18 protein-coding genes are annotated in these 20180 nt (G+C 48.8%); 9 read left to right on the top strand and 9 right to left on the bottom strand.

All coding sequences use genetic code 11. The features are described 5' to 3' along the window. Positions 1-128 precede the first annotated feature (128 nt). Genes K4H28_RS08335 through tsaB form a run of 3 tightly spaced genes read right to left on the bottom strand, consistent with a single transcriptional unit; the run spans position 129 to position 2136 of the window. Positions 129-1016 (bottom strand): uracil-DNA glycosylase, encoded by an 888-nt coding sequence (locus tag K4H28_RS08335; protein WP_221007898.1) that lies wholly within the window; start codon positions 1014-1016, stop codon positions 129-131. After that, complete coding sequence (gene rimI, locus K4H28_RS08330) at positions 1013-1456, bottom strand: ribosomal protein S18-alanine N-acetyltransferase (protein WP_221007897.1); 444 nt, start codon at positions 1454-1456, stop codon at positions 1013-1015. The genes K4H28_RS08335 and rimI overlap by 4 nt, the downstream gene beginning before the upstream one ends. Continuing rightward, positions 1456-2136 (bottom strand): tRNA (adenosine(37)-N6)-threonylcarbamoyltransferase complex dimerization subunit type 1 TsaB, encoded by a 681-nt coding sequence (gene tsaB, locus K4H28_RS08325; protein ID WP_221007896.1) that lies wholly within the window; start codon positions 2134-2136, stop codon positions 1456-1458. The genes rimI and tsaB overlap by 1 nt, the downstream gene beginning before the upstream one ends. 145 nt (positions 2137-2281) lie before the next feature. Here tsaB and K4H28_RS08320 point away from each other — a divergent pair, with 145 nt between their 5' ends. The 4 genes from K4H28_RS08320 to K4H28_RS08305 all read left to right on the top strand — a co-directional run bounded on the left by K4H28_RS08320 (position 2282) and on the right by K4H28_RS08305 (position 7077). Next, positions 2282-4063 carry an extracellular solute-binding protein gene (locus K4H28_RS08320; RefSeq protein ID WP_255573662.1) on the top strand — a complete coding sequence of 594 codons (1782 nt, stop codon included), beginning with the start codon at positions 2282-2284 and terminating at the stop codon, positions 4061-4063. 54 nt (positions 4064-4117) lie between these two features. Further along, a complete protein-coding gene (locus tag K4H28_RS08315) occupies positions 4118-4837 on the top strand; it encodes a GIY-YIG nuclease family protein (protein ID WP_221007894.1) in 720 nt (239 codons plus the stop codon). A gap of 123 nt (positions 4838-4960) precedes the next feature. Continuing rightward, entirely contained in the window at positions 4961-6022 is a 1062-nt protein-coding gene (locus tag K4H28_RS08310; protein WP_221007893.1) for a microcin C ABC transporter permease YejB, read from the top strand. Then, the gene (locus K4H28_RS08305; RefSeq protein WP_221007892.1) at positions 6019-7077 is read left to right on the top strand and encodes an ABC transporter permease; all 1059 of its coding nucleotides are present in this window, start codon (positions 6019-6021) and stop codon (positions 7075-7077) included. Before K4H28_RS08310 ends, K4H28_RS08305 begins: the two co-directional genes overlap by 4 nt. A 225-nt stretch (positions 7078-7302) precedes the next feature. On the opposite strand, the gene K4H28_RS08300 is transcribed toward K4H28_RS08305, so the two are convergent. The 6 genes from K4H28_RS08300 to K4H28_RS08275 form a co-directional block, all read right to left on the bottom strand. Next, positions 7303-8709 (bottom strand): sensor histidine kinase, encoded by a 1407-nt coding sequence (locus tag K4H28_RS08300; protein ID WP_255573661.1) that lies wholly within the window; start codon positions 8707-8709, stop codon positions 7303-7305. After that, on the bottom strand, positions 8669-9367 hold the full coding sequence (locus K4H28_RS08295; RefSeq protein WP_221007891.1) for a response regulator transcription factor: 699 nt from the start codon (positions 9365-9367) through the stop codon (positions 8669-8671). The genes K4H28_RS08300 and K4H28_RS08295 overlap by 41 nt, the downstream gene beginning before the upstream one ends. A 69-nt stretch (positions 9368-9436) precedes the next feature. Then, positions 9437-10543, bottom strand: a complete 1107-nt coding sequence (hemH, locus tag K4H28_RS08290; protein WP_221007890.1) for a ferrochelatase — start codon at positions 10541-10543, stop codon at positions 9437-9439. Positions 10544-10620: 77 nt separating this feature from the next. Then, complete coding sequence (locus K4H28_RS08285; protein ID WP_221007889.1) at positions 10621-12555, bottom strand: transglutaminase TgpA family protein; 1935 nt, start codon at positions 12553-12555, stop codon at positions 10621-10623. Beyond that, positions 12552-13538, bottom strand: coding sequence for a DUF58 domain-containing protein (locus tag K4H28_RS08280; protein WP_221007888.1), 987 nt, complete (start codon positions 13536-13538; stop codon positions 12552-12554). The genes K4H28_RS08285 and K4H28_RS08280 overlap by 4 nt, the downstream gene beginning before the upstream one ends. Further along, on the bottom strand, positions 13538-14473 hold the full coding sequence (locus K4H28_RS08275; protein WP_221007887.1) for an AAA family ATPase: 936 nt from the start codon (positions 14471-14473) through the stop codon (positions 13538-13540). Before K4H28_RS08275 ends, K4H28_RS08280 begins: the two co-directional genes overlap by 1 nt. A 226-nt stretch (positions 14474-14699) precedes the next feature. Between K4H28_RS08275 and K4H28_RS08270 the strand changes: the two genes are divergently transcribed. From K4H28_RS08270 to astB, 5 genes are all read left to right on the top strand, one after another. Continuing rightward, on the top strand, positions 14700-15638 hold the full coding sequence (locus tag K4H28_RS08270; protein WP_255573660.1) for a histone deacetylase family protein: 939 nt from the start codon (positions 14700-14702) through the stop codon (positions 15636-15638). Next, a complete protein-coding gene (locus K4H28_RS08265) occupies positions 15631-16137 on the top strand; it encodes a C40 family peptidase (RefSeq protein WP_221007885.1) in 507 nt (168 codons plus the stop codon). The genes K4H28_RS08270 and K4H28_RS08265 overlap by 8 nt, the downstream gene beginning before the upstream one ends. 138 nt (positions 16138-16275) lie before the next feature. Beyond that, a complete protein-coding gene (gene astA / locus K4H28_RS08260) occupies positions 16276-17298 on the top strand; it encodes an arginine N-succinyltransferase (RefSeq protein ID WP_221007884.1) in 1023 nt (340 codons plus the stop codon). 12 nt (positions 17299-17310) lie between these two features. After that, positions 17311-18768 (top strand): succinylglutamate-semialdehyde dehydrogenase, encoded by a 1458-nt coding sequence (gene astD, locus K4H28_RS08255; RefSeq protein WP_221007883.1) that lies wholly within the window; start codon positions 17311-17313, stop codon positions 18766-18768. Continuing rightward, positions 18765-20135 carry an N-succinylarginine dihydrolase gene (astB, locus tag K4H28_RS08250; protein WP_255573659.1) on the top strand — a complete coding sequence of 457 codons (1371 nt, stop codon included), beginning with the start codon at positions 18765-18767 and terminating at the stop codon, positions 20133-20135. The genes astD and astB overlap by 4 nt, the downstream gene beginning before the upstream one ends. Positions 20136-20180: the final 45 nt, after the last annotated feature.

Genomic DNA, 20180 nt, shown 5'->3' with positions numbered 1-20180 from the left:
AAGAGCCCGATTCGAAAGAGTCGGGCTTTTTGCTGTCCGCTGGATATGGATTGAAATTTATTAAGGGAAGGGTATTTTCTTTAAGGTCATACTAATAAATGGCTAAAAAGGAATACCCATAGTAATGATTAACGATTCAGTTCAGTTTTAAGTTGCAGCAAATCCTGCCACGCTTTGGCTTTATCGTGCAGATTGCGTTGCAGGTAGCTAGGGTGGTAGCTAACGAACGTGGGAATATCTTGGCATTGTTGCGCTTTACCGCGTAATTCGCGGATTGGCGCTGGAGTGTTGAGGGTGACCTCAGCTGCAAATTGACCGATGGCAAAAATGGCTTTCGGTTTGACGAGTGCGATTTGGCGTTGCAATAAAGGGGCGCAGGCTGCGAGCTCCTTGCTGGTCGGATTGCGGGGGCCGCAACATTTGACCGCATTGCTCATAAAGCTTGCTGGCTGTTGACCTAGGCTGATCAACATTTGGCTGAGCATGCGCTGTGCTGGGCCGACGATGGCCAGATTGGCTTGTTCTTCAGCTTTACTGGGCGCATCGCTGACGATAAACAGCTGGGCATCACTTTGTCCTGTGCCGAATACCGCTTGCTCTCGTTGTTGGTGACGTGGGCAGGCTGTGCAGCTCGCAATTTCAACGCGTAATTCTTCCCAACTCATTTGCGAAATACATTCGCTACGGGCGTCATTACGGAAGATGTCGTCTGTGCTGAGTCTTTTTTCACTGCCGGAAGTGGTTTTGTTTTTTTGTAGTAATAAATGGGCAGCAGCGGCTTTGCTTGAACTGTTTTTTTGTTCGGATTCAGCGATTTGTTCTTCAATTCGGTGATGAACCGCATTGGCGATGGGGCTGAAATGAGGGTCGTTAACTGGCGTTGTCGCTTCTGGTTTTATGTGATGCGGTACGACTGCCGTGTTGGCTTCTTCTGCCTCGATGGCAGCCAGTACTTCATGCCGAATCCATTGTGGATTTAAGCCTAGTTCTTGCAGAATGACGGCGCGACGATTCATGCTGTTTCCAATACGCTATGGGTATAGAGTAGGGCATCTTCTCTACCAATGCTTGTTGGGTAATACCCCTTGCGACGACCTGCTTGCTCAAACTGATGACGAATATAAAAGCCGCAGGCAGCTTCATTAGATTCGCGTACTTCTAAAAATAATTTTTGTACGCCTTGGCTGCGTAATTCTTGTAAAACACCCAGCATTAGCTGGCTGCCCAATTTTTGTCGCTGAAAATCGGGTGCTATCGCAATCAGTAATAACTCAGCCTCATCCAAGGTAATCATGCACACAGCAAAGCCCAATAAAGTCTCATCCTGCCATAAACCATAGCAAGTATGATTTTCTAATGAGTCCACCCATTGCTTCCCCGTCCACGGGTGTGGATTGGTCGCTTCATCGAGTTCAATGACGTCACTAAGATGATGGGTGGTCAGCAGTTTGAACATTATTTTTGAATCCGTTCGTGCGTTTTGAGTGCGACTTTATCGCGCAAATAAACCAATTCGGCCTCGTGAGCCGGTTTACCTAATCCCGCTGCAAATTGCGGCAGCGCTAAGCTTAATAATTGTGCCGCATGCGGATAAAGTGTTGAATTGATTTCGCAAACGTGTGCACCAATACGTGTTTGCAATGCATTGGAATAAGCGCTAAAGCCATTGCCAACACCAATCCAGTCATTCCCTTCCGGCTGTGGCACATCTTCTGGGTTACAAACGAGTGCAGGAATGACCTCTTGCCATTCCCCCGTTACTTTTTCGAAACTCGCGTAATACACTTGATTCATGCGGGCATCGATACAACTAACTACACGTATAGCGCCAGAAGCCTCAGCAATGCTTGCCAATGTAGAGATACCTGCCACTGGAATGTTGCGAGCAAAAGCCAACCCTTGGGCGATGCCGCAACCAATCCGCAGTCCGGTGAACGAACCAGGGCCACTCGGGTAGGCGATGCCTGAAATGTCGCTCATTGTTAAACCTAATTCGTCGAGAAACACTTGCAAATACGGCAGCGTAATTTCGCTTTGTTTTTGCCCCGCCAACCATTCACGCGCCACTATGCCATTAGGCGTATCGATAGCAAAAGAGAGGTATTCGCTGGATGTTTCAATGGCTAAATAAGGCATGATCATGAACTCTTGTGGCTTTAATCCCGTGTGGGAAGTATGCGCCGCGACAAAACAAAGTTGTAACGACGATGAAGTGTGATTCTAACACGCCACCAAGGCGCTGTTTGCAGCCGTTTTTCTGCGAATGGCTTATCATGGCCAGATGAAACTTATTCTCTCTTTTTTGTGCTGGTTGCTCATGTCGCCCGCCTTGGCCTCTCATGCGATTGCTTTGGGCGCAGAGCCGAAATACCCCGCAGATTTTACGGCCTTTGCCTATGTCAATCCACAGGCTAAAAAAGGCGGTGAGATTGTGCTGCCCAATCCAGATCGGCGCACCAGCTTTGATTCATTCAATCCCTTCATTATCAAAGGCACATCCGCCGCAGGATTGGGTTCGTTGATGTTTGAATCGCTCGGCACGATGAACCAAGACGAAACGGCGACGATGTATGGCTTGCTGGCCAAAGATATTGCCGTGGCTGCAGATGGGTTATCCGTTACATTTAAGCTGAATCCGAAAGCACGGTTCAATAATGGTGACCCTGTCACCGCTGCCGACGTGAAGCATAGTTTTACAACGCTCAATAGCAAATTGGCCTCGCCGCAATATGCTTCGCAGTTAATTGATCTTATTGGCGTTGATGTGATTGATACGCAAACGATTCGGTTTCGCTTTAAAACACCCAATCGAGAATTGCCGCAGATTGTAGGAACATTGCCAATTTTTTCTAAAAAATGGGGCGCAGGTTTAGCGTTAGATAAAATTGCCCTGCAAAAGCCAATTGCATCTGGCCCGTATCAAATTAGCGATTACAAACTGGGCAAACAAATCAGCTTTCAGCGTCGTGATGATTATTGGGCGAAAAGTCATCCAGCCCGAATTGGGCAATATAATTTTGACCGCATCACTTACCGCTATTATCAAGACGATACCGCCAAGCTAGAAGCCTTCAAAGCCGGTGATTTCGATTTTATTTCTGAGTACAGCGCTCGCAATTGGGCGCGGCAATACCAAGGGCCGAAGTTTCGTAGTGGTGAAATTATCAAACGCGAACTGCGGCACCATAACAGCAGTGGGATGCAAGGCTTTGTGATGAACCTCCGCCGCCCGCTGTTTGCTGACATTCGCGTGCGGCAAGCCTTGGGGCTGGCGCTAGATTTTGAATGGATGAATCGGCAGCTGTTTTATGGGCAATATCAACGCTTGAATAGTTTTTATGCCAATGGTGAATTAGCGGCCCAAGGTAAACCTTCAGACGCCGAACTCGTCTTACTCAATCCACTCAAAAAGCAATTGCCCGCCAGTGTATTCGGCGAACTACCTGCGCAACCCAATACCAATCCACCGCATTCATTGCGTGATAATTTGCGGCAAGCGCGTGAATTACTTAAGCAAGCTGGTTGGGAATATCGCGATGGTGCGCTACGCAACCAGAAAGGCGAGCCGTTTGAGTTTGAAATGCTCGATGATGGCGGCGCTATGGGCCGGATTTTCCCATCCAAGGCGCGCAATTTAGCCAAATTGGGCATCACGATGAACGTGAGGAATATTGATTTTGCGCTCTATCAACGGCGCTTGGAAGCCTTCGACTTTGATGTGATTGTGCTGCGCTTTCCTGATGTGCAAAGTCCGGGACAAGAGCTGCTTGACTATTACGGCAGTAAGGCTGCGGATGTCAAAGGCAGTAGCAATGTCATTGGTTTGAAAGATCCTGCGATTGACGCGCTGATTGAGCATGTACTGAAAGCCAAAGATCGCCAACAACAAATCATCGCAGTCCACGCCCTTGACCGCGCCTTACTGGCAGGACATTACATCATTCCACACTGGTATAGCGCCAATCACCTCGTCGCATGGCGCGACCGATTTGAAATGCCAAAAACGATGCCGCTGTATTATCAGGCGGGGGATTGGATGTTGGCGACGTGGTGGGTTAAGTGATTAAATTATTTGTTATTATTTTTTTATAAAAGTTGAATAGGTTTTCTCTGTGTTATGAATAAAGAATTAATTATTAATGAAATAAAAAGAACCGCTTTAGATAATAGTGGTGCCCCACTTGGGCAAGAAAAGTTTTCTAAGGTTACTGAGATCAGAAAGAGTGATTGGTTTGGGAAGTACTGGGTGCGATGGAGTGATGCTTTATTAGAAGCCGGGTTTAGCGCTAATTCTTATAATGAAGCATATACTAATGAATTTATTTTTGAATCCTTAGCTAAGCTAACCAGAGAGCTTGGGCATTTCCCTGTCTCCGGCGATATAAGAATTAAGGCTGCGAAAGATAAAGACTTTCCAAGTCATTCTGTTTTTAATCGTGTAGGAAATAAAGATTTCTTGATTAATGGTGTTCGTAATTTTTGTTCTGGAAATAGTGAGTACTCTGATGTTTTAAATTTTATGCCAAATGTTAGAGATATTACAGTCGCCATAGAGTCTGCTGTGGAAGTAAAAAAGGGTTACGTGTACCTTATTCAACATGGAAATAGAAAGGAGTACAAAATAGGACGAACTAATAATCCTATTCGTAGAGAAGGTGAGTTGTCTATTGAATTGCCAGAAAAAGTTGAGCCATTGCATTGGATTGAAACAGATGATCCATCTGGTATTGAGAAATATTGGCACAATAGATTTGCAAGTAAGAGAAAAAATGGTGAATGGTTTGATTTGTCTGTAGATGATGTAAGGGCTTTTAAACGATGGAAAAAAATATTTTAAACAGAGCCTTATGGCAGTTTGTAGGATTGGTGGAGCCGTGTTTTTGGCGATACCCATCGTTGCTCTCTTTGATGGGTATCGCTTCGCTCCATCCATCCTACTTCTAAATTTAAGGCTTTTTCCATGCTGCAATACATCCTGAAACGTTTACTGCTAATGATACCAACTCTGCTCGGTGTTCTGTTGGTGAGTTTCGTCGTCATTCAATTTGTTCCCGGTGGGCCGGTGGAGCAGATGGTGTATCAGCTTAAAAGCCATGGTTCTGGTGAATCTGCGGGCAATACATCGGGTGGCACTTATCAGGCGGCGCGTGGCTTGTCTGAGGAGCAACTGAGCCAAATCAAGGCGCAATATGGTTTTGACAAACCGGCGCATGAACGTTTCTGGCAGATGCTGAAAAACTACGCGACGTTTAATCTAGGCGATAGTTGGTTTCGCCATGCTAGCGTGACAGACTTGATTTGGGAAAAGCTGCCGGTGTCGATGAGCTTGGGGATTTCGAGTTTGTTGCTCACGTATTTGATCGCGGTGCCACTGGGTGTGGCGAAGGCGGTGCGGCAGGGAACGCGCTTTGATGCGGTGACGACGCTGATTTTAATGATTGGCTATGCGATTCCGTCGTTTGTGCTCGGTGTGGTGCTGTTGGTGTTGTTTGGTGGCGGCTCGTTTTGGCAGCTATTTCCGTTGCGTGGATTGACTTCGGATGATTGGGAGTCGCTCTCCATGATGGGCAAGGTGATGGATTATCTGTGGCATTTGGTGCTGCCGGTGACGGCGATGGTGGCCGGTGGCTTTGCGGCGTTGACGATGCTGACCAAAAATAGTTTTCTGGAAGAAATCAATAAGCAGTATGTGACCACCGCAAGGGCAAAGGGGTTGAGCGAGCGGCGGATTTTTTGGAAGCATATCTTTCGCAATGCGGCGCTGCCATTGGTGGTGGGGCTGCCCGAGGCCATTATTGCGGCTTTTTTTACTGGTAGTTTGTTGATTGAAACGCTGTTTTCGCTGGATGGGCTGGGCTTGTTGTCATTTGAGTCGGTGATGCGGCGTGATTATCCGGTGGTGCTCGGCACGCTGTATTTCTTTACGCTGCTGGGTTTGATTGGGCGCTTGTTGTCGGATATTGGCTATGTGCTACTGGATCCGCGCGTGCAGTTTGGCGCGGTTGGGGAGGGCGCACAATGAGTTCGGCAGGACAAGCGGCAGGACAAGGAATAAAACAAGCGCAAGGCTATTGGCCGCGTGCTTGGGCGCGCTTTAAAGCGCAGCGCCGCGCATTGATTAGCTTGTATCTATTTTTGTTTTGCTTTGTGCTGAGCTTGGGCGCGGAGCTGATTTCCAACGATAAGCCCTATGTGGTGAGCTACCACGGCGCGCTGTATTTTCCGCTGCTCAAGGATTACCCAGAAACGACGTTTGGCGGGGATTTCCCAACGCCAACGGATTATCTCGACCCGTTTATCGAGCAACAACTGGGGAAAGACGGCAATTGGGCGATTTTTCCGCTGAATCGTTATGGTGCCAAAACACTCAATTACTTTGCCACAGAACCCAATCCAGCTCCGCCGTCACGCGCTAATTGGCTTGGTACCGATGATAAAGGTCGTGATTTATTGGCACGGCTAATTTATGGTTTTCGTACTTCGGCGCTGTTTGCATTGGCGCTCACGCTGACGGGCTCGCTACTTGGCGTATTGATTGGTGGTGTGCAGGGCTATTTTGGCGGGCGGGTGGATTTGTTTGGTCAGCGGATTTCAGAGATTTGGGCGTCGTTGCCAGAGTTGTACTTACTGATTATTTTTACCGCGATTTTTGAGCCAAGTTTGGCATTGCTGTTGATTTTGATGACGCTGTTCGGGTGGATGGGTTTGGCCGATTACACGCGCGCTGAGTTTTTGCGCAATCGCAATCAAGAATACGTGTTGGCGGCGCGCAGTATGGGACTGAGTGATTGGCAAATCATTCGCCGTCATGTGCTCCCCAATAGTCTGACGCCGGTATTGGCGTTTTTGCCGTTCCGTATGGGCGCGGCGATTTTGGCGCTGACGAGTTTGGATTTTCTGGGGCTGGGCGTGGGACAGCAAACCGCGTCGCTCGGTGAATTGCTGGCGCAAGGTAAAGCCAATTTGGATGCGTGGTGGATTTCGCTATCGACCTTTGCGGTTTTGCTTGGATTGATGCTGATGCTGGTTATGATTGGCGAAGGATTACGCGCGGCTTTAGATACGCGAGCGAAGTGATGGGTATTTAATTCAAGCCATTGTTAAATAATGGCTGTACTTATATACCTTTGATTACTTATTTTACTGCCCAGCCAACATCAACAAAATGATATGCCGCCGTTCAGTACGGGCTATAACGGTATAAATCGTTTGCGAGTGCCTGTGTTGGCTGTAATCAGGGTCAGGGGGACTGCCTGCCCTTTGTAATTTAGCTCATGGTAGAGGCTCTAGCAGTAGCTATTATTAAGCAGGTAAATCAGTTTTTGGTAGTACGACATGCACAATCAGGCCGTGTGGCTGAGCGTCGAGAAGTTCAACCGTGCCAGCATGCCGCTCAACGATTTCTTTGACGATTGACATGCCAAGCCCACAGCCGTTGCCCGTTTGTTCTCTGCGATAAAAGCGCTCAAAGACGCGAGCTTTGTCTGCATCGGGAATGCCAAGTCCGTTATCTTCAACATCAACGATGTAATTGTGGGCGTCTTCAGTGAGGCGCACCGTAATGCTGCCGTCGCGCGGGATGTATTTAATCGCATTTTCGACCAAGTTGATGAACATTTCTCGCAGTAAGGCCGAATTGCCGTGCATATTTGCAGTCGGTACAAAGCAGTCGCAACCTAAATCGATGCGTGCTGCCAGTGCGCGCGGAACGAGCTCTGCTGTTAAATCACGAATGATTTTTGCCAAATCCATCTGTACTTTGGGGATGCCAGTTTGGCTGCCCGGCTCAGAGCGAGCCAGTGTTAATAGCTGGTTTACTAAATGAATGCTGCGGGTCGCGCTGGTGTGAACCATATTGAGTCGTTCACGCAGTCCTTCGGGCGAACTTTCCCGCATGGCCAGTTCGGTTTGTGATTTTAGGCCAGCCAACGGAGTGCGTAATTGGTGCGCTGCGTCGGCGATAAAGCGACGTTGGCGATTGATGCTTTCTTCTGTGCCGGAGAGTAGGTGATTGAGTGCCGATGAAAGACCTTGCAGCTCTTGCGGTGCATCTTGTAATGAAAGCGGTGAAAGGTCTTGTGCTTTGCGGTGCTCCATCAAGGATTGCAATTGCGCCAGTGGACGCAAACCACGGCCGATTCCCCACCAAACGAGAAAGCACGTCACGATGATTAATAGGGCGAGTGGTAATGCAGTCGAGATTAAAATCTGTCTAGCATAGAGGTTGCGCAGGTTTAAATTAAATGCAACTTGAATTAGAACCGGTTCTTTGTTTGCAAATTGCGTGTTGATTGCTGCAACACGGAATGCTTCGTTGTTGATGGTTGTGTCAAAGAACGAGGGTGCACTGCTTGAGTAGATTTCTTGTACGTATTCGTCTGTAGGTGCTTTTAATGATAGATTGCCGTGTAATACGTCGCCATTTTTATTACTAATTGAGTAAAAACGAAACGCGGTCTCTTGCACAACAATGGGTGCCAAAGCATCAAGGTCAGTGCCTTGGGTTTGACTGAGTTCTGATAAGGCCTCAGCAGTTTCGGCTAGGCGCGAATCGATCACGCGATTGGCGTAGAACAAAGTAACCGAGAAAAAAAGTACTGCCCCAGCTAGACAGTAGACCAGTTGGGGCAGGAGTAGCCACAGCAGCAATTGCTGCCGGAGCGAAGTTTTAGTTGTTAGCATCAGCAGGAATAATTTGTTGCTTTTCAAGTAAATAGCCAAGGCCACGGATGGTGCGAATCACAACACCAGCAGGGTCTAGTTTTTTGCGTAGGCGGTGTACGTAAACCTCGATGGCATTGAGGCCCACTTCTGCATTTTCGTTACCCAATTCGCTGACGATTTGCTCTTTAGTTACGACGCGATCGATATTGGACATCAAGATTTCTAGCACCGTGAGTTCACGCGCTGACAAATCGAGTGGCGTGTCGTTACACCAAGCACGTTGACCGGCGCGGTCTAAGCGCAAGTTGCCTAGTTGCTGCACAGATTGCGGCAAAATTTGGCTGCGGCGTAGCAATGCGCGCAAACGTGCTTCGAGTTCTGAAAACTCAAATGGTTTGGCCAAGTAATCATCGGCACCTGCATCTAAACCCGCAACGCGTTCTTCTAAGCCATCCAAGGCGGTTAGAATCAAAATTGGCAATGATGGTTTGTGTTGACGCACATTACGCAGTACCGTCAGGCCGTCCATGTTAGGTAGGCCGATATCAAGCACGACTGCATCGTAGTCGTTGTGTAGCAAAATTTGCAAAGCCAATGCGCCGTCGTTCACGCAGTCGCACTGGAAGTCAGCTTGTGAAAGACTGGTTTTAAGTGCGTCGGCTAGAATCAGATCATCTTCAGCTAAGAACAGTTTAGTGGTCATTGGGGAGTTCCTCTTTTGTAAGATTAAGCTTACCGCAGAGTGTAGCGTTAATTTTGTAATTTCCCAAGCCTAATTTGGGGTGTTTAAAGTCTTTGCTAGGCTAAGTGTTTGATTTAATTGATTTTCATTTCTGCTGTCAGCTTTGCCGTTTGTCAGCCAGCCTGTCAGCTCGGTTTTTATTAATGTTTCTAGCGTCGAAATCCAGAGTGGCTGATCATTGAGGCAAGGGATGAAATTGTATTTTTTTCCGCCAGCGCTGACAAAATCATGCTTCCCTTCGATAGCGATTTCTTCCAAGGTTTCAAGGCAGTCAGCTACAAACCCAGGGCAGAATACATCTAGTTGGCCGATGTGTTTCTTGCCTAAATCGTCAATGACTTTGCTGGTGTAGGGTTTGAGCCATTCTGCTTTGCCGAAACGAGACTGAAACGCCACTGTGTATTGTTCTGGAGTTAACTCTAGTGCTTCTGCTAATAGGCGGCCTGTTTTCAATGCGTGGCAATGGTAGGGGTCGCCTTTGCTCAGGGTGTAGCGTGGTACGCCGTGAAAGCTCATCAGTAAATGATCACCACGGCCATTGACTTGCCAATGACTACGGACTTGCTGTGCGAGCGCAGCAATATATGCAGGATGATCAAAGTACGGTGCAACAGTGCGAATAGCGGGTTGAAAACGAGTTTTTTGTAGTACGCGATAGACTTCATCGTTCACGCTGGCGGTGGTGCTGGCAGCATATTGTGGGTAGAGCGGCACGATGATGATTTTTTGGCAATTGGCTGCTTTTAGTTTGGCAATTTGCGATTCAATGGACGGATTACCATAGCGCATGGCGTAATCGACAACGAGCTGGCCTGGTAGCGATTCGCCAAGCAGTCCTTTGACCAATTTGGCTTGTTTTTCTGTCCATACTTTGAGCGGAGAACCTTCTTTCGTCCAAATGCTAGCGTACTTTTCAGCGCTTTTTTTGGGGCGAACCGTCAAAATAATCCCATTCAGGATTAACCACCAGATTGGTTTTGGAATTTCCACAACCCGTGGGTCAGATAAAAACTGGCGTAAATAAGGGCGCACTGCGGCGGCGGTAGGGGCTTCTGGTGTGCCAAGATTGACCAATAAAACGCCAATTTTGGCCGGATTTTGATGCGCGAAAGCGGGTTCAGTAAAAAAGCGTGCCATGGTTTTCATTGTTTGAGCTGTGTAGAGCTCAATCATAAATTAAATTGCGCGCGATTGAGTAAGAAAACGAGCGATGATTAGGTAAAGCGAGCAATGGCTTGCTTTAATTGCTGTAATGCTTGTGGGTCTTGTGCGTAACGCGCTTGGATATAGAGCTGAGTAATCTCGGTAATGGCTGCTGATTGTGCTGGGCGTTGCGATTGGCAGCGCTGCGCAAATTGCAAAACGGTTTCGTGTGGCGCTTTTAGTAGCTGATGTTTGGCCATTTTCTTACAAAAACGCAGATAGAGTCGGCTGGCCATGTCTAGTGCTGGGGGGCGATTGCTGAGTAAGAGCCACAAGGCAAAGCCGCCTAGGCTGATTAAAATGCCGCCCGCTAGCCAAAGTAAAAAGCTGAGCGATAAAAAATCGTCAATGCCCAGACGTTTGAGTAAATCGAGTTGGCGCTTATCGTCATAGCCAATGACCCATTGGTTCCAGGTGTTGACGAAGACATCGAGTTTTAAACGTACTGATTTAAGCCAAAAATTATCGCTACGTAGCATCATGGGCAAACCCGCGCCTTGAAAACTCGTTCCTATGCCGTTTTCAATCCGTGATGGCGAGATGACAAAAGTCGGATCCACCCGTTGCCAGCCTTGGCCGGCGAGCCAGACTTCAATCCAAGCGTGGGCGTCGGCTTGCCGCACAATGTAGTAATTACTGCTGGGGTTGAGTAATCCGCCCTGATACCCCGTCACGACCCGCGCAGGCACGTTAGCGGCGCGCATGAGAAAGGCGAAAGAACTAGAGAAATGTTCGCAATAGCCTTGCTTGCTCTCAAATAAAAATTCATCAACCCGATTGCGTTGTCGCAGCAGTTGCGGGTTCAATGTATAGCTAAAGCCATTGGATTTGAGCCAAGTTAAACCGGCTTGAACGCGTTCTGCGGGGGCTAAGTTTTGCCAGCTCGCGGCTAAAGCACGAGATTTGGGGTTGATGTCTTCTGGTAATTGCAAGGCTTGCGCTACGCCGTCTTCGCCTAGTGTTTGCCAGTTGAGTGTTGAGCTGGCTTGGTAACGAAGTCGTTGCGTGATGGGGGTTGCTCGCAATAATTGCAGTTGGCGGCTTAGCACTGAATCGCTTGGTGCATTTATGGGTAAATCAAGCGCAAGCAGCCAGTTTTGCTGGTGAGGCTCAAGGGTGATTTGATAATCGACGATGGCACTTAGCGGAACGATAGTAGGGGGCGTACCAAATGTATTTTTGGCGGGAAGCCAGCGAGCACCATCAAATTGATCGAATACTGGGCCGCGCCAGTACAGCTGATCTTGGCTAGGCGCGCTGCTTTTGAATTCTGCGCGAAATGCAATGCTATCATCTTGAATCAGTTGGCTTAGGCTGCCAGGACTCATTTGTTCTCCAGAAAGCCCGCTTAAACCCACTTTCTCGCTGGGTGTGGCCCAAAGGGGGGCGGGTAGTCGTGGGAATAAGACAAATAAAATGAGTGCAACAGGTATTGCCTCGGCGAGCAATCTAAGTGATTTCTTGCTGGATATACCCATTGATAACTGTGGATTTTCCAGTTTGAGTGCCATTGCAAATATCGTAAATATCGTGAATAAGGCAATTGCTGCTTGCCACGGTGCTTGCCCTTGCAGGAAGCCGACGCCGGTGGTGAATAGGGTCAGTAGAAACATCGAGTGCGCATCGCGTAAAGTTCGTGTTTCATAGAGTTTGATAATACTCAGCGCCACCAATACGGCGACGCCGCCGTCACGACCAATTAGCGTTTCGTGGGCTTGAAATACCACGCCTAAGCTGATGACCGCCAAAACAATACTAGACCAGTGCGGGATTTTGCTGCGCATCAGTGGCGTTAAACTGCAAAAAATAATCACGCATAAAGACAGCGCGGCGGCAAGCCAGCCCGGTTGCATCAGCAAGTGCGGGAAGCAAACCAAGCCCATCAATAAGCCCATGTGCTGCAATTCACGAGGATGAAGTGGGCGGCCCGTCTTTTTGATTTTCATTGGGGCTCTCCCTCGCCAAAGAGAGCGAGCGCTTGCAGGCATTGAGTCTGGTGTTCTGTACCCAGCGCGGGCGGAAATTCTTTATTGCCCAGTTTGAGTCCGTACGGGCGCTGTTGATCTTGCGCAGTGATAATCCAAGCAGCTAATCGGCATAAACGTTGCTCGGCTTGCAGTTCGGTCATTTCGTCCCAGTTCAGCCAGAGCGATTTGCCTAGTGGTGACTGATATTGGCGTATCAGCAGATTTTCACCATGTGCGCTGTGCTTCCAAGCAATATCGTGCCGTGCATCGCCGCGCTGAAAAAGTCGTAAGCCATAAAAATCATCGTTGCCTATCGGGCTAAATTCTTTGCCGTCTTGTCCATGTAAATGTTCGGGCAATGGCGGCGCTTCTTTTTCGGGTGCGGGATAGATCAGTGTTTCTTGTTGTAGATTGAGGTAGGTCCAACAGCGGAAAAGCCCTAGTGGCTGGGTGGAATCGACGCGTAATCGTGGCAGTTTTAGTCGCCCTCGTCGGAAGCTCGGTATCGCCAGTGAGACGATTTGATGATCTAAGCCTTGCACTTGGGCGACAAAGGCGTCTTCGCCATTGCCAGTATTGATTTCAATTCCAGCCCGTAATTGTGGCTTAAGGTTGTGTAGGTTGATTGGAAAGTGGGCATCTTCACCGGCAAAAACAGCGTGGGTCGAGTTGGTGCTTATCTCCAAGCCCAATAAATTGGCATAGCTACGCAGCATCACCGCATGTGCGACACCGATGAGTAAGAAGGCGAAAAAGAAACCAAGGCTAAGCTGGTAATTGAGCGAACCGATCAATAGCGTGAGGATGGTGATGATATAAGCCAAACCATACCAAGTAGGCAGAATGTATAGCCGCTGATGGCGAATGCGTTGGCGTCCTTCGCTCGCAGGGTGGCGATTGTCGATAAATCTGAGCCAAAGCGGATAAAGGTATTTGCCGATGAAGGACAGTCTGACTTTCATTATGGAATGGCAACTTGCTTGAGGATTTGTTTAGCTGAGTCAGGATCGCTGCGGCCACTGAGGCGTAAGATCAGTCGGTGTCCTGCTAAGGCGGGGAAAATCTGTTGTACATCGTCTGGGATGACCATTTTGCGTTGGTCTAGCCAAGCAAAGGCTTTACAGGCTTGCACTAAACCAAGGGCTGCGCGTGGAGACAGTCCGCAGGTGTAACGTTGGTTCTCACGAGTTTCCGCTAGGAGTGCTTGAATGTAATCAAGTAAAGCGGGCGCGACTTGAATCGATTGAATCTCCAGTTGCGCCGCAATCAGTTGCTCAGCATTGAGTACGGGTTTAATTTGCGCCAATAAATCTCGGCGATCAATACCTTGCAATAAATCACGCTCTGCCTTTGCATCGGGGTAGCCCAATTGGATACGCAGCAAAAAACGGTCTAGCTGCGATTCGGGGAGTGGGAAAGTGCCAATTTGTTGTTGCGGGTTTTGGGTTGCGATGACAAAGAACGGATGTGGCAAAGAACTGGTTTGCCCATCAATTGTCACTTGTTGCTCTGCCATGGCTTCAAGTAGCGCAGACTGTGTTTTGGCAGTGGCGCGGTTGATTTCATCTGCTAGCAAAACTTGTGTGAAGATGGGGCCGGGGTGAAAGCGAAAACGCTCTTCTGAGCGCTCGTAAACAGAAACCCCCAATAAATCGGCAGGTAGTAAATCACTGGTAAATTGAATACGAGCAAATTTCAGACCTAAAACATTGGCTAGGGCGTGGGCCAACGTGGTTTTACCAACACCAGGTACATCTTCAATGAGTAAGTGACCGCGCGCCAGAACACAGCACAAGGCCAAGCGTAAAGTCTCGGTTTTTCCCAGAATAATTGTATTGAGTTGTTGCTCGGCTTCGTGCACCTGTTGCAACAGGGTTGGCTGGCCTAGATGATTCATTCTTTCCCTCTTTTGCCGCACGGCGTAAACTTATAGAGCGTGTTTTAAAAAGTGCTGCGCGTCCTGTAATAATCAGTTCGGATGGTGGAAGCGAAAGCCCCAAATCCTCATGTACAAGGCGTACATTCCGGTTTCTGTGCTCCGGCCTCTCCGTTCTGACCAGCGCTCGCTACATTTAAAGCTCACTCTTAACAATAAATATGAACAAACAGTAAGGGGCAAGTCTGTGTCAGGTTCCTGTGGTGCAACAGCATTTATTAGTCATCCGTCGTGTGTCATGCATGAAATGGGCAAGGGGCATCCTGAGTGTCCAGAGCGTTTGGCCGCCATTCAGGATAGATTGATTGCCGCAGGAGTTTGGGATTATTTACTGCATCTTACCGCGCAGCCTGCAACTCGAGAACAATTATTGCGGGTACATACTGAGCAATATTTGGATCGTTTGGCTGTAGCAAGCCCTGCCCAAGGTCATGTGCATATGGAGCCCGATACGGCTATGAATCCTTATACCTTGAATGCTGCCTATCATGCTGCAGGCGCAGGGATTCAAGGTGTGGATTTGGTCATGCAAGGTAAGGCACAAAATGTGTTTTGCTCAATGCGGCCACCAGGGCATCATGCCGAGCGCGAGAGTGCGCTTGGGTTCTGTTTTTTAAGTAATGTTGCAATCGCCGCCAAACATGCGATGGCCGTTTATGGCTTGGAACGCGTCGCCATTATTGATTTTGATGTTCATCACGGCAATGGCACGGAGGATTGTTTGTTTGATGAGCCACGTGCTTTGATGGTCAGTATTTTTCAACATCCGTTTTTCCCGTATTCAGGCGATGTGCCAAAAGGCCCGAATATGCTCAACGTTTCGATGCCACGAGCGAGTAAAGGTGCAGAGTTTCGTGATGTAGTTACGCAACAGTGGTTGCCTGCTTTACATGAATTTAAGCCGCAATTGATTTTGATCTCGGCTGGTTTTGATGCGCATCTGGAGGACGATATGGGCTCAATGGGTTTGGTTGAGGCTGATTATGCGTGGGTCACCAAGCAAATCATGAAAATTGCCGACCAATACAGCGAGCGTCGTATCGTGTCGATGTTGGAAGGTGGCTATGATTTATCAGCCTTGGCTCGTAGCGTTACCGAACACATCAAGGTGTTGTCGGATGCTTAAAACTGTATTAACGGTGTTGCTACTGGCTTTAGTGATGGTGGGGTGTACTTCTACCAAAACAACAGGCACTAAGCCCGCCAAGCCAATACTCTCCCTAGCTAATATCAAGGCCGATGGCGCCGGTCGTGAAGTCGTGATGTATGCATTGGGTTTATTAGAAACCAATTATCAGTTTGGTGGCACCAATCCGGAGGCGGGGCTCGATTGCAGTGGATTGGTGTTGCTGGTCTATAAAAATGCACTCGGTGTGAGCTTGCCGCGTTCAGCGGCAGAGATGGCATCTGTAGCAAGACCAGTATCTAAAGAGCAACTGCAAGCGGGCGATCTGGTTTTTTTTAAAACCACGAGCCGGTCTTTTTCTCATGTTGGTATTTATCTGGGCGATGATAAATTCATTCATGCTCCCTCCACGAATGGCAAAGTCAGAATTGAGTCTTTAGCCAATAGTTACTTCGCACCGCGCTTTGAAGGTGGCCGAACCTTAATGAGCATCAATTAATTCTTCTGTGAATCTACCTGTACTGATTCAGTGCTGAGCGAGGCGTTTCTGCGCCTCGGCTTGTGCATGGGAAACTCCCGATACGCGTTTTTTCCACACTTTGCTACATTGGTTTAACTATTTATTAAGTTGGAAACCATGTTGATACGCCCGATTGGCCTTGATGATATGGATGCATTGTTGGCGCTGGCAAAAACAACAGGTGTCGGTGTCACCACCTTGCAGCCCAATCCCGCGCGCTTAAATGAGCGAATTCAAACCAGTATTAAAAGCCTCAATAGCAATCCTGAGTTAGCGGATGCGAGTTATCTATTTGTATTGGAAGACGATGCGGCACAGCAGATAGTCGGTATCTGTGGGGTCGAGGCGGCCCTTGGAATGCACGACACTTGGTACAACTACCGTGTTGGCCTGTCGGTGCACGCTTCCCGTGAGCTCGACATTTACAAACAGCTTCCCACGCTTTTTCTGACGTCGGACCTGACGGGTTCGAGTGAGCTCTGTTCTTTATTTTTAGCCGCCTCACATCGTAAAGACGGCAATGGTGCCTTGCTCTCCAAAAGTCGCTTTTTGTTTATGGCTGAATTTCCGGAGCGGTTTGCCGAGCGCGTTATCGCCGAAATGCGCGGCGTTTCGGATGAGGCAGGCCAATCACCATTTTGGGAAAGTTTAGGCCGTCATTTTTTTACGATGGATTTTGCGAAAGCGGATTTTTTGTCCTACGTCGGTAGTAAATCTTTTATCGCAGAGTTAATGCCAAAGCATCCCATTTACACCTGCTTTTTGTCTGAAGCGGCACGAGCTGCCTTGGGCAATGTACATCCTGCGACTGAGCCCGCGCGCGCGATGTTGGAGTCGGAAGGGTTTCGTTACCAAGGTTATGTCGATATTTTCGATGCGGGCCCTAGTTTGGAATGCAGTCTGGCTGACATTCGCGCTGTGCGGCAAAGTACGGTGTACCAGTCGCTGGCTGTGGCGGCCGAGCCTAAGAATGGCATTCCATGGTTGGTGAGTAATCGCAGTTTGAATGATTTTCGCGTGACCTTGGCAGTCACCCGGCCGCTAGAAGATTCTTTGCCATTAACAAGTGAAGTGTTAAAACGTCTTAATTTAGAGAATGGTGACAGTATTCGTGCTGTGCCATTGTCTGCTAAAGCTTAGAGGGTTATACCTATGCAACTGATTAATGGTCAATGGCACTTGGGCCTTGGCGAGACATTTTCTTCTGTAAATCCAGTCACTCAGGCTACCGTTTGGCAGGGGGCGGCGGCAACTTCAGCGGAGGTGGCGGCTGCGGTCAATGCTGCACGTGCTGCATTTGCTGCGTGGCGCGATCTTGAGTTGTCAGAGCGAATCGCCTTGGTGTGCAATTTTGCCGATTTATTAAAAGCCAATCAGGCGAGTTTGGCTGATACGATTGGCCTAGAAACGGGGAAACCGCGCTGGGAAGCGTTGACCGAAGTGACAACGATGGTCAATAAAATTGAAATTTCGCTTAAAAGCTACGATGAGCGAACTGGGAGCAAAGAATCTCCGCTTGGCGATGCACAAGCGGTGTTGCGTCATCGCCCGCACGGGGTTGTGGCCGTATTTGGTCCGTATAATTTCCCTGGACACTTGCCTAATGGGCACATAGTTCCCGCTTTGATTGCGGGCAATTGCGTGGTGTTTAAGCCCTCTGAGCTCGCGCCAATGACGGCGCAAAAAACGGCCGAATTGTGGATGGCCGCAGGTCTACCTGCGGGCGTTTTAAATGTTGTGCAAGGCGGACGTGATACGGGGATTGCTTTGGCGGCGCAAGCTGATTTGGATGGCATTTATTTTACTGGTAGCGCCAATACGGGCTATGCCCTGCATCGACAATTTTCTGGTGCGCCACAAAAAATTCTGGCGCTGGAAATGGGGGGCAATAATCCGCTGATTGTTGAAGAAGTCACCGAGGTCGATGCCGCACTGCATCACGTGATTCAGTCGGCGTTTATTTCTGCAGGTCAGCGCTGCACGTGCGCACGACGCTTGCTTGTTCCGAGTGGTGCATGGGGTGATGCCTTTTTGGCGCGCTTAATCAGTGTCTCTGCTGCTTTAAAAGTGGGTGCGTGGGATGCAGAGCCGCAGCCATTTATGGGGGGAGTGATTTCGCTGGCGGCAGCGGATGCACTGCTTGCGGCGCAAGCGAATTTAATAGAGCAAGGCGCGGTTTCATTATTGGCGATGACGCGCATTCAGTCTGGGACGGCCTTATTGTCTCCGGGGATTTTAGATGTGACGGCGATGAGTGACCTGCCGGATGAAGAGTATTTTGGCCCGCTGTTGCAAGTGCTGCGCTACGAGAGTTTTAATGAAGCGCTGGTGCTGGCCAATCGCACCCAGTTTGGATTGGCAGCTGGTTTACTGTCCGACTCACGTGAGCGATACGAGCTATTTTGGCGCGAGGCGCGCGCCGGTATCGTCAATTGGAATAAGCCTTTGACCGGTGCATCGAGCGCAGCACCTTTTGGTGGTATTGGGGCTTCGGGCAATCATCGTGCTAGTGCGTATTACGCCGCCGATTATTGCGCCTATCCAGTGGCCTCGCTTGAGGCAGAGCAGCTCGTCTTGCCGACACAATTGCCTGCGGGGATGATTTTATGAGTGCAGACGTGATGATGAACGTAGCGGCATTTGAAGCCAATTTTGATGGGCTTGTTGGGCCGACGCATCATTATGGCGGCCATTCGTTTGGCAATATCGCCTCTACAGGAAATGCCAAACAGGCCGCAAATCCGCGGCAAGCGGCTTTGCAAGGCTTGGCCAAAATGAAGGCGCTTGCTGATCTTGGTTATCATCAGGGCGTATTGCCTCCACAGGAACGTCCTGCATTATGGCTATTACGTGACCTTGGGTATACGGGTACAGACCAAGAAATAATTGCTTCGTTGAGAGATACGCCACAAGGGTATTTGTCGGCGATGAGTTCAGCTTCATCAATGTGGACAGCAAATGCCGCAACGGTCAGCCCATCAGCTGATACGCAAGATGGTCGGGTGCATTTTACCGTCGCCAATTTGCAGAATAAATTTCATCGTGCGATTGAGCATCGGCAGACTTTTCGTAGTTTAAATGCTGTTTTTTCCAATCCAGCACACTTTGCGGTACATGAAGCGCTGCCCATGTACGCTGCCTTCGGTGATGAGGGCGCGGCCAATCACACGCGGTTTTGCCATGATTATGGTCAGGCTGGTGTTGAGTTTTTTGTCTACGGTCGGCAACATTGGGGCGGACAAGTTGAACCCACGCAATTTCCTGCTAGGCAAACTCGGGAAGCGTGTGAGGCGATTATTCGTCGTCACGGTTTAGTAGCAAGCCATACGGTGCTGGCGCAGCAAAATCCTGCCGTGATTGATGCGGGTGTGTTTCATAACGATGTGATTGCCGTCGGTAATCAAGACGTGTTGTTCTGTCATCAAGCGGCATTTTTGAATTCGGCCCAAGTTTATGCTGAACTGACTGACAAAATGGGCGGGCGTTTGCAGGTGATTGAAGTGTCGAGCAACGAGGTTTCAGTTGCCGATGCGGTGAAGTCTTATCTGTTTAATAGTCAGTTGTTGGCGAAGGCCAGTGGTAGGCAGCGTTTATTGGTGCCTGAAGAGTGCAAAAATACGCCTGCTGTGTGGGCTTATTTGCAGAGGTTGAGAGACAGTGGTGGGCCGATTGATGAATTATTGGTCTATGACTTAAAGCAAAGTATGCAAAATGGCGGTGGTCCGGCGTGTTTGCGTTTGCGGGTGGCGTTAACAGCAGCAGAGGCTAAGGAAGTTAATTCAGGCGTGTGGATGAATGATCGCTTGTATCCGCAGTTGTGTAGCTGGGTTGAGCGACATTACCGTGATCGTTTGCTCGAAAGTGATCTGTTTGATCCAAATCTCTTGGTCGAAGTGCGTACCGCTTTGGATGAATTGACGCAAATTATGCGTTTAGGCTCGATTTATCCCTTCCAATTACATGGGCGTGATGAGTAAGAAATGCTTCAGTATCAGAAATTGCCTGCTAAAATTGAGCCTTAC

Source organism: Deefgea tanakiae, assembly GCF_019665765.1.
Classification (GTDB): Bacteria; Pseudomonadota; Gammaproteobacteria; order Burkholderiales; family Chitinibacteraceae; genus Deefgea; species Deefgea tanakiae.
Note: the sequence above shows the minus strand (reverse complement) of the source record. Positions and strands in the feature narration are given on the sequence as shown.

Bases quoted from the DNA above. Each gene is read 5' to 3' on its own strand.
- astA (WP_221007884.1), top strand. From the start codon at position 16,276: ATGTTGATACGCCCGATTGGCCTTGATGATATGGATGCATTGTTGGCG.
- K4H28_RS08320 (WP_255573662.1), top strand. From the start codon at position 2,282: ATGAAACTTATTCTCTCTTTTTTGTGCTGGTTGCTCATGTCGCCCGCC.
- astD (WP_221007883.1), top strand. From the start codon at position 17,311: ATGCAACTGATTAATGGTCAATGGCACTTGGGCCTTGGCGAGACATTT.
- tsaB (WP_221007896.1), bottom strand. From the start codon at position 2,136: ATGCCTTATTTAGCCATTGAAACATCCAGCGAATACCTCTCTTTTGCT.
- rimI (WP_221007897.1), bottom strand. From the start codon at position 1,456: ATGTTCAAACTGCTGACCACCCATCATCTTAGTGACGTCATTGAACTC.
- K4H28_RS08295 (WP_221007891.1), bottom strand. From the start codon at position 9,367: ATGACCACTAAACTGTTCTTAGCTGAAGATGATCTGATTCTAGCCGAC.
- K4H28_RS08305 (WP_221007892.1), top strand. From the start codon at position 6,019: ATGAGTTCGGCAGGACAAGCGGCAGGACAAGGAATAAAACAAGCGCAA.
- K4H28_RS08275 (WP_221007887.1), bottom strand. From the start codon at position 14,473: ATGAATCATCTAGGCCAGCCAACCCTGTTGCAACAGGTGCACGAAGCC.
- K4H28_RS08285 (WP_221007889.1), bottom strand. From the start codon at position 12,555: ATGAAAATCAAAAAGACGGGCCGCCCACTTCATCCTCGTGAATTGCAG.
- K4H28_RS08310 (WP_221007893.1), top strand. From the start codon at position 4,961: ATGCTGCAATACATCCTGAAACGTTTACTGCTAATGATACCAACTCTG.
- K4H28_RS08315 (WP_221007894.1), top strand. From the start codon at position 4,118: ATGAATAAAGAATTAATTATTAATGAAATAAAAAGAACCGCTTTAGAT.
- K4H28_RS08265 (WP_221007885.1), top strand. From the start codon at position 15,631: ATGCTTAAAACTGTATTAACGGTGTTGCTACTGGCTTTAGTGATGGTG.
- K4H28_RS08280 (WP_221007888.1), bottom strand. From the start codon at position 13,538: ATGAAAGTCAGACTGTCCTTCATCGGCAAATACCTTTATCCGCTTTGG.
- K4H28_RS08335 (WP_221007898.1), bottom strand. From the start codon at position 1,016: ATGAATCGTCGCGCCGTCATTCTGCAAGAACTAGGCTTAAATCCACAA.
- astB (WP_255573659.1), top strand. From the start codon at position 18,765: ATGAGTGCAGACGTGATGATGAACGTAGCGGCATTTGAAGCCAATTTT.
- hemH (WP_221007890.1), bottom strand. From the start codon at position 10,543: ATGGCACGCTTTTTTACTGAACCCGCTTTCGCGCATCAAAATCCGGCC.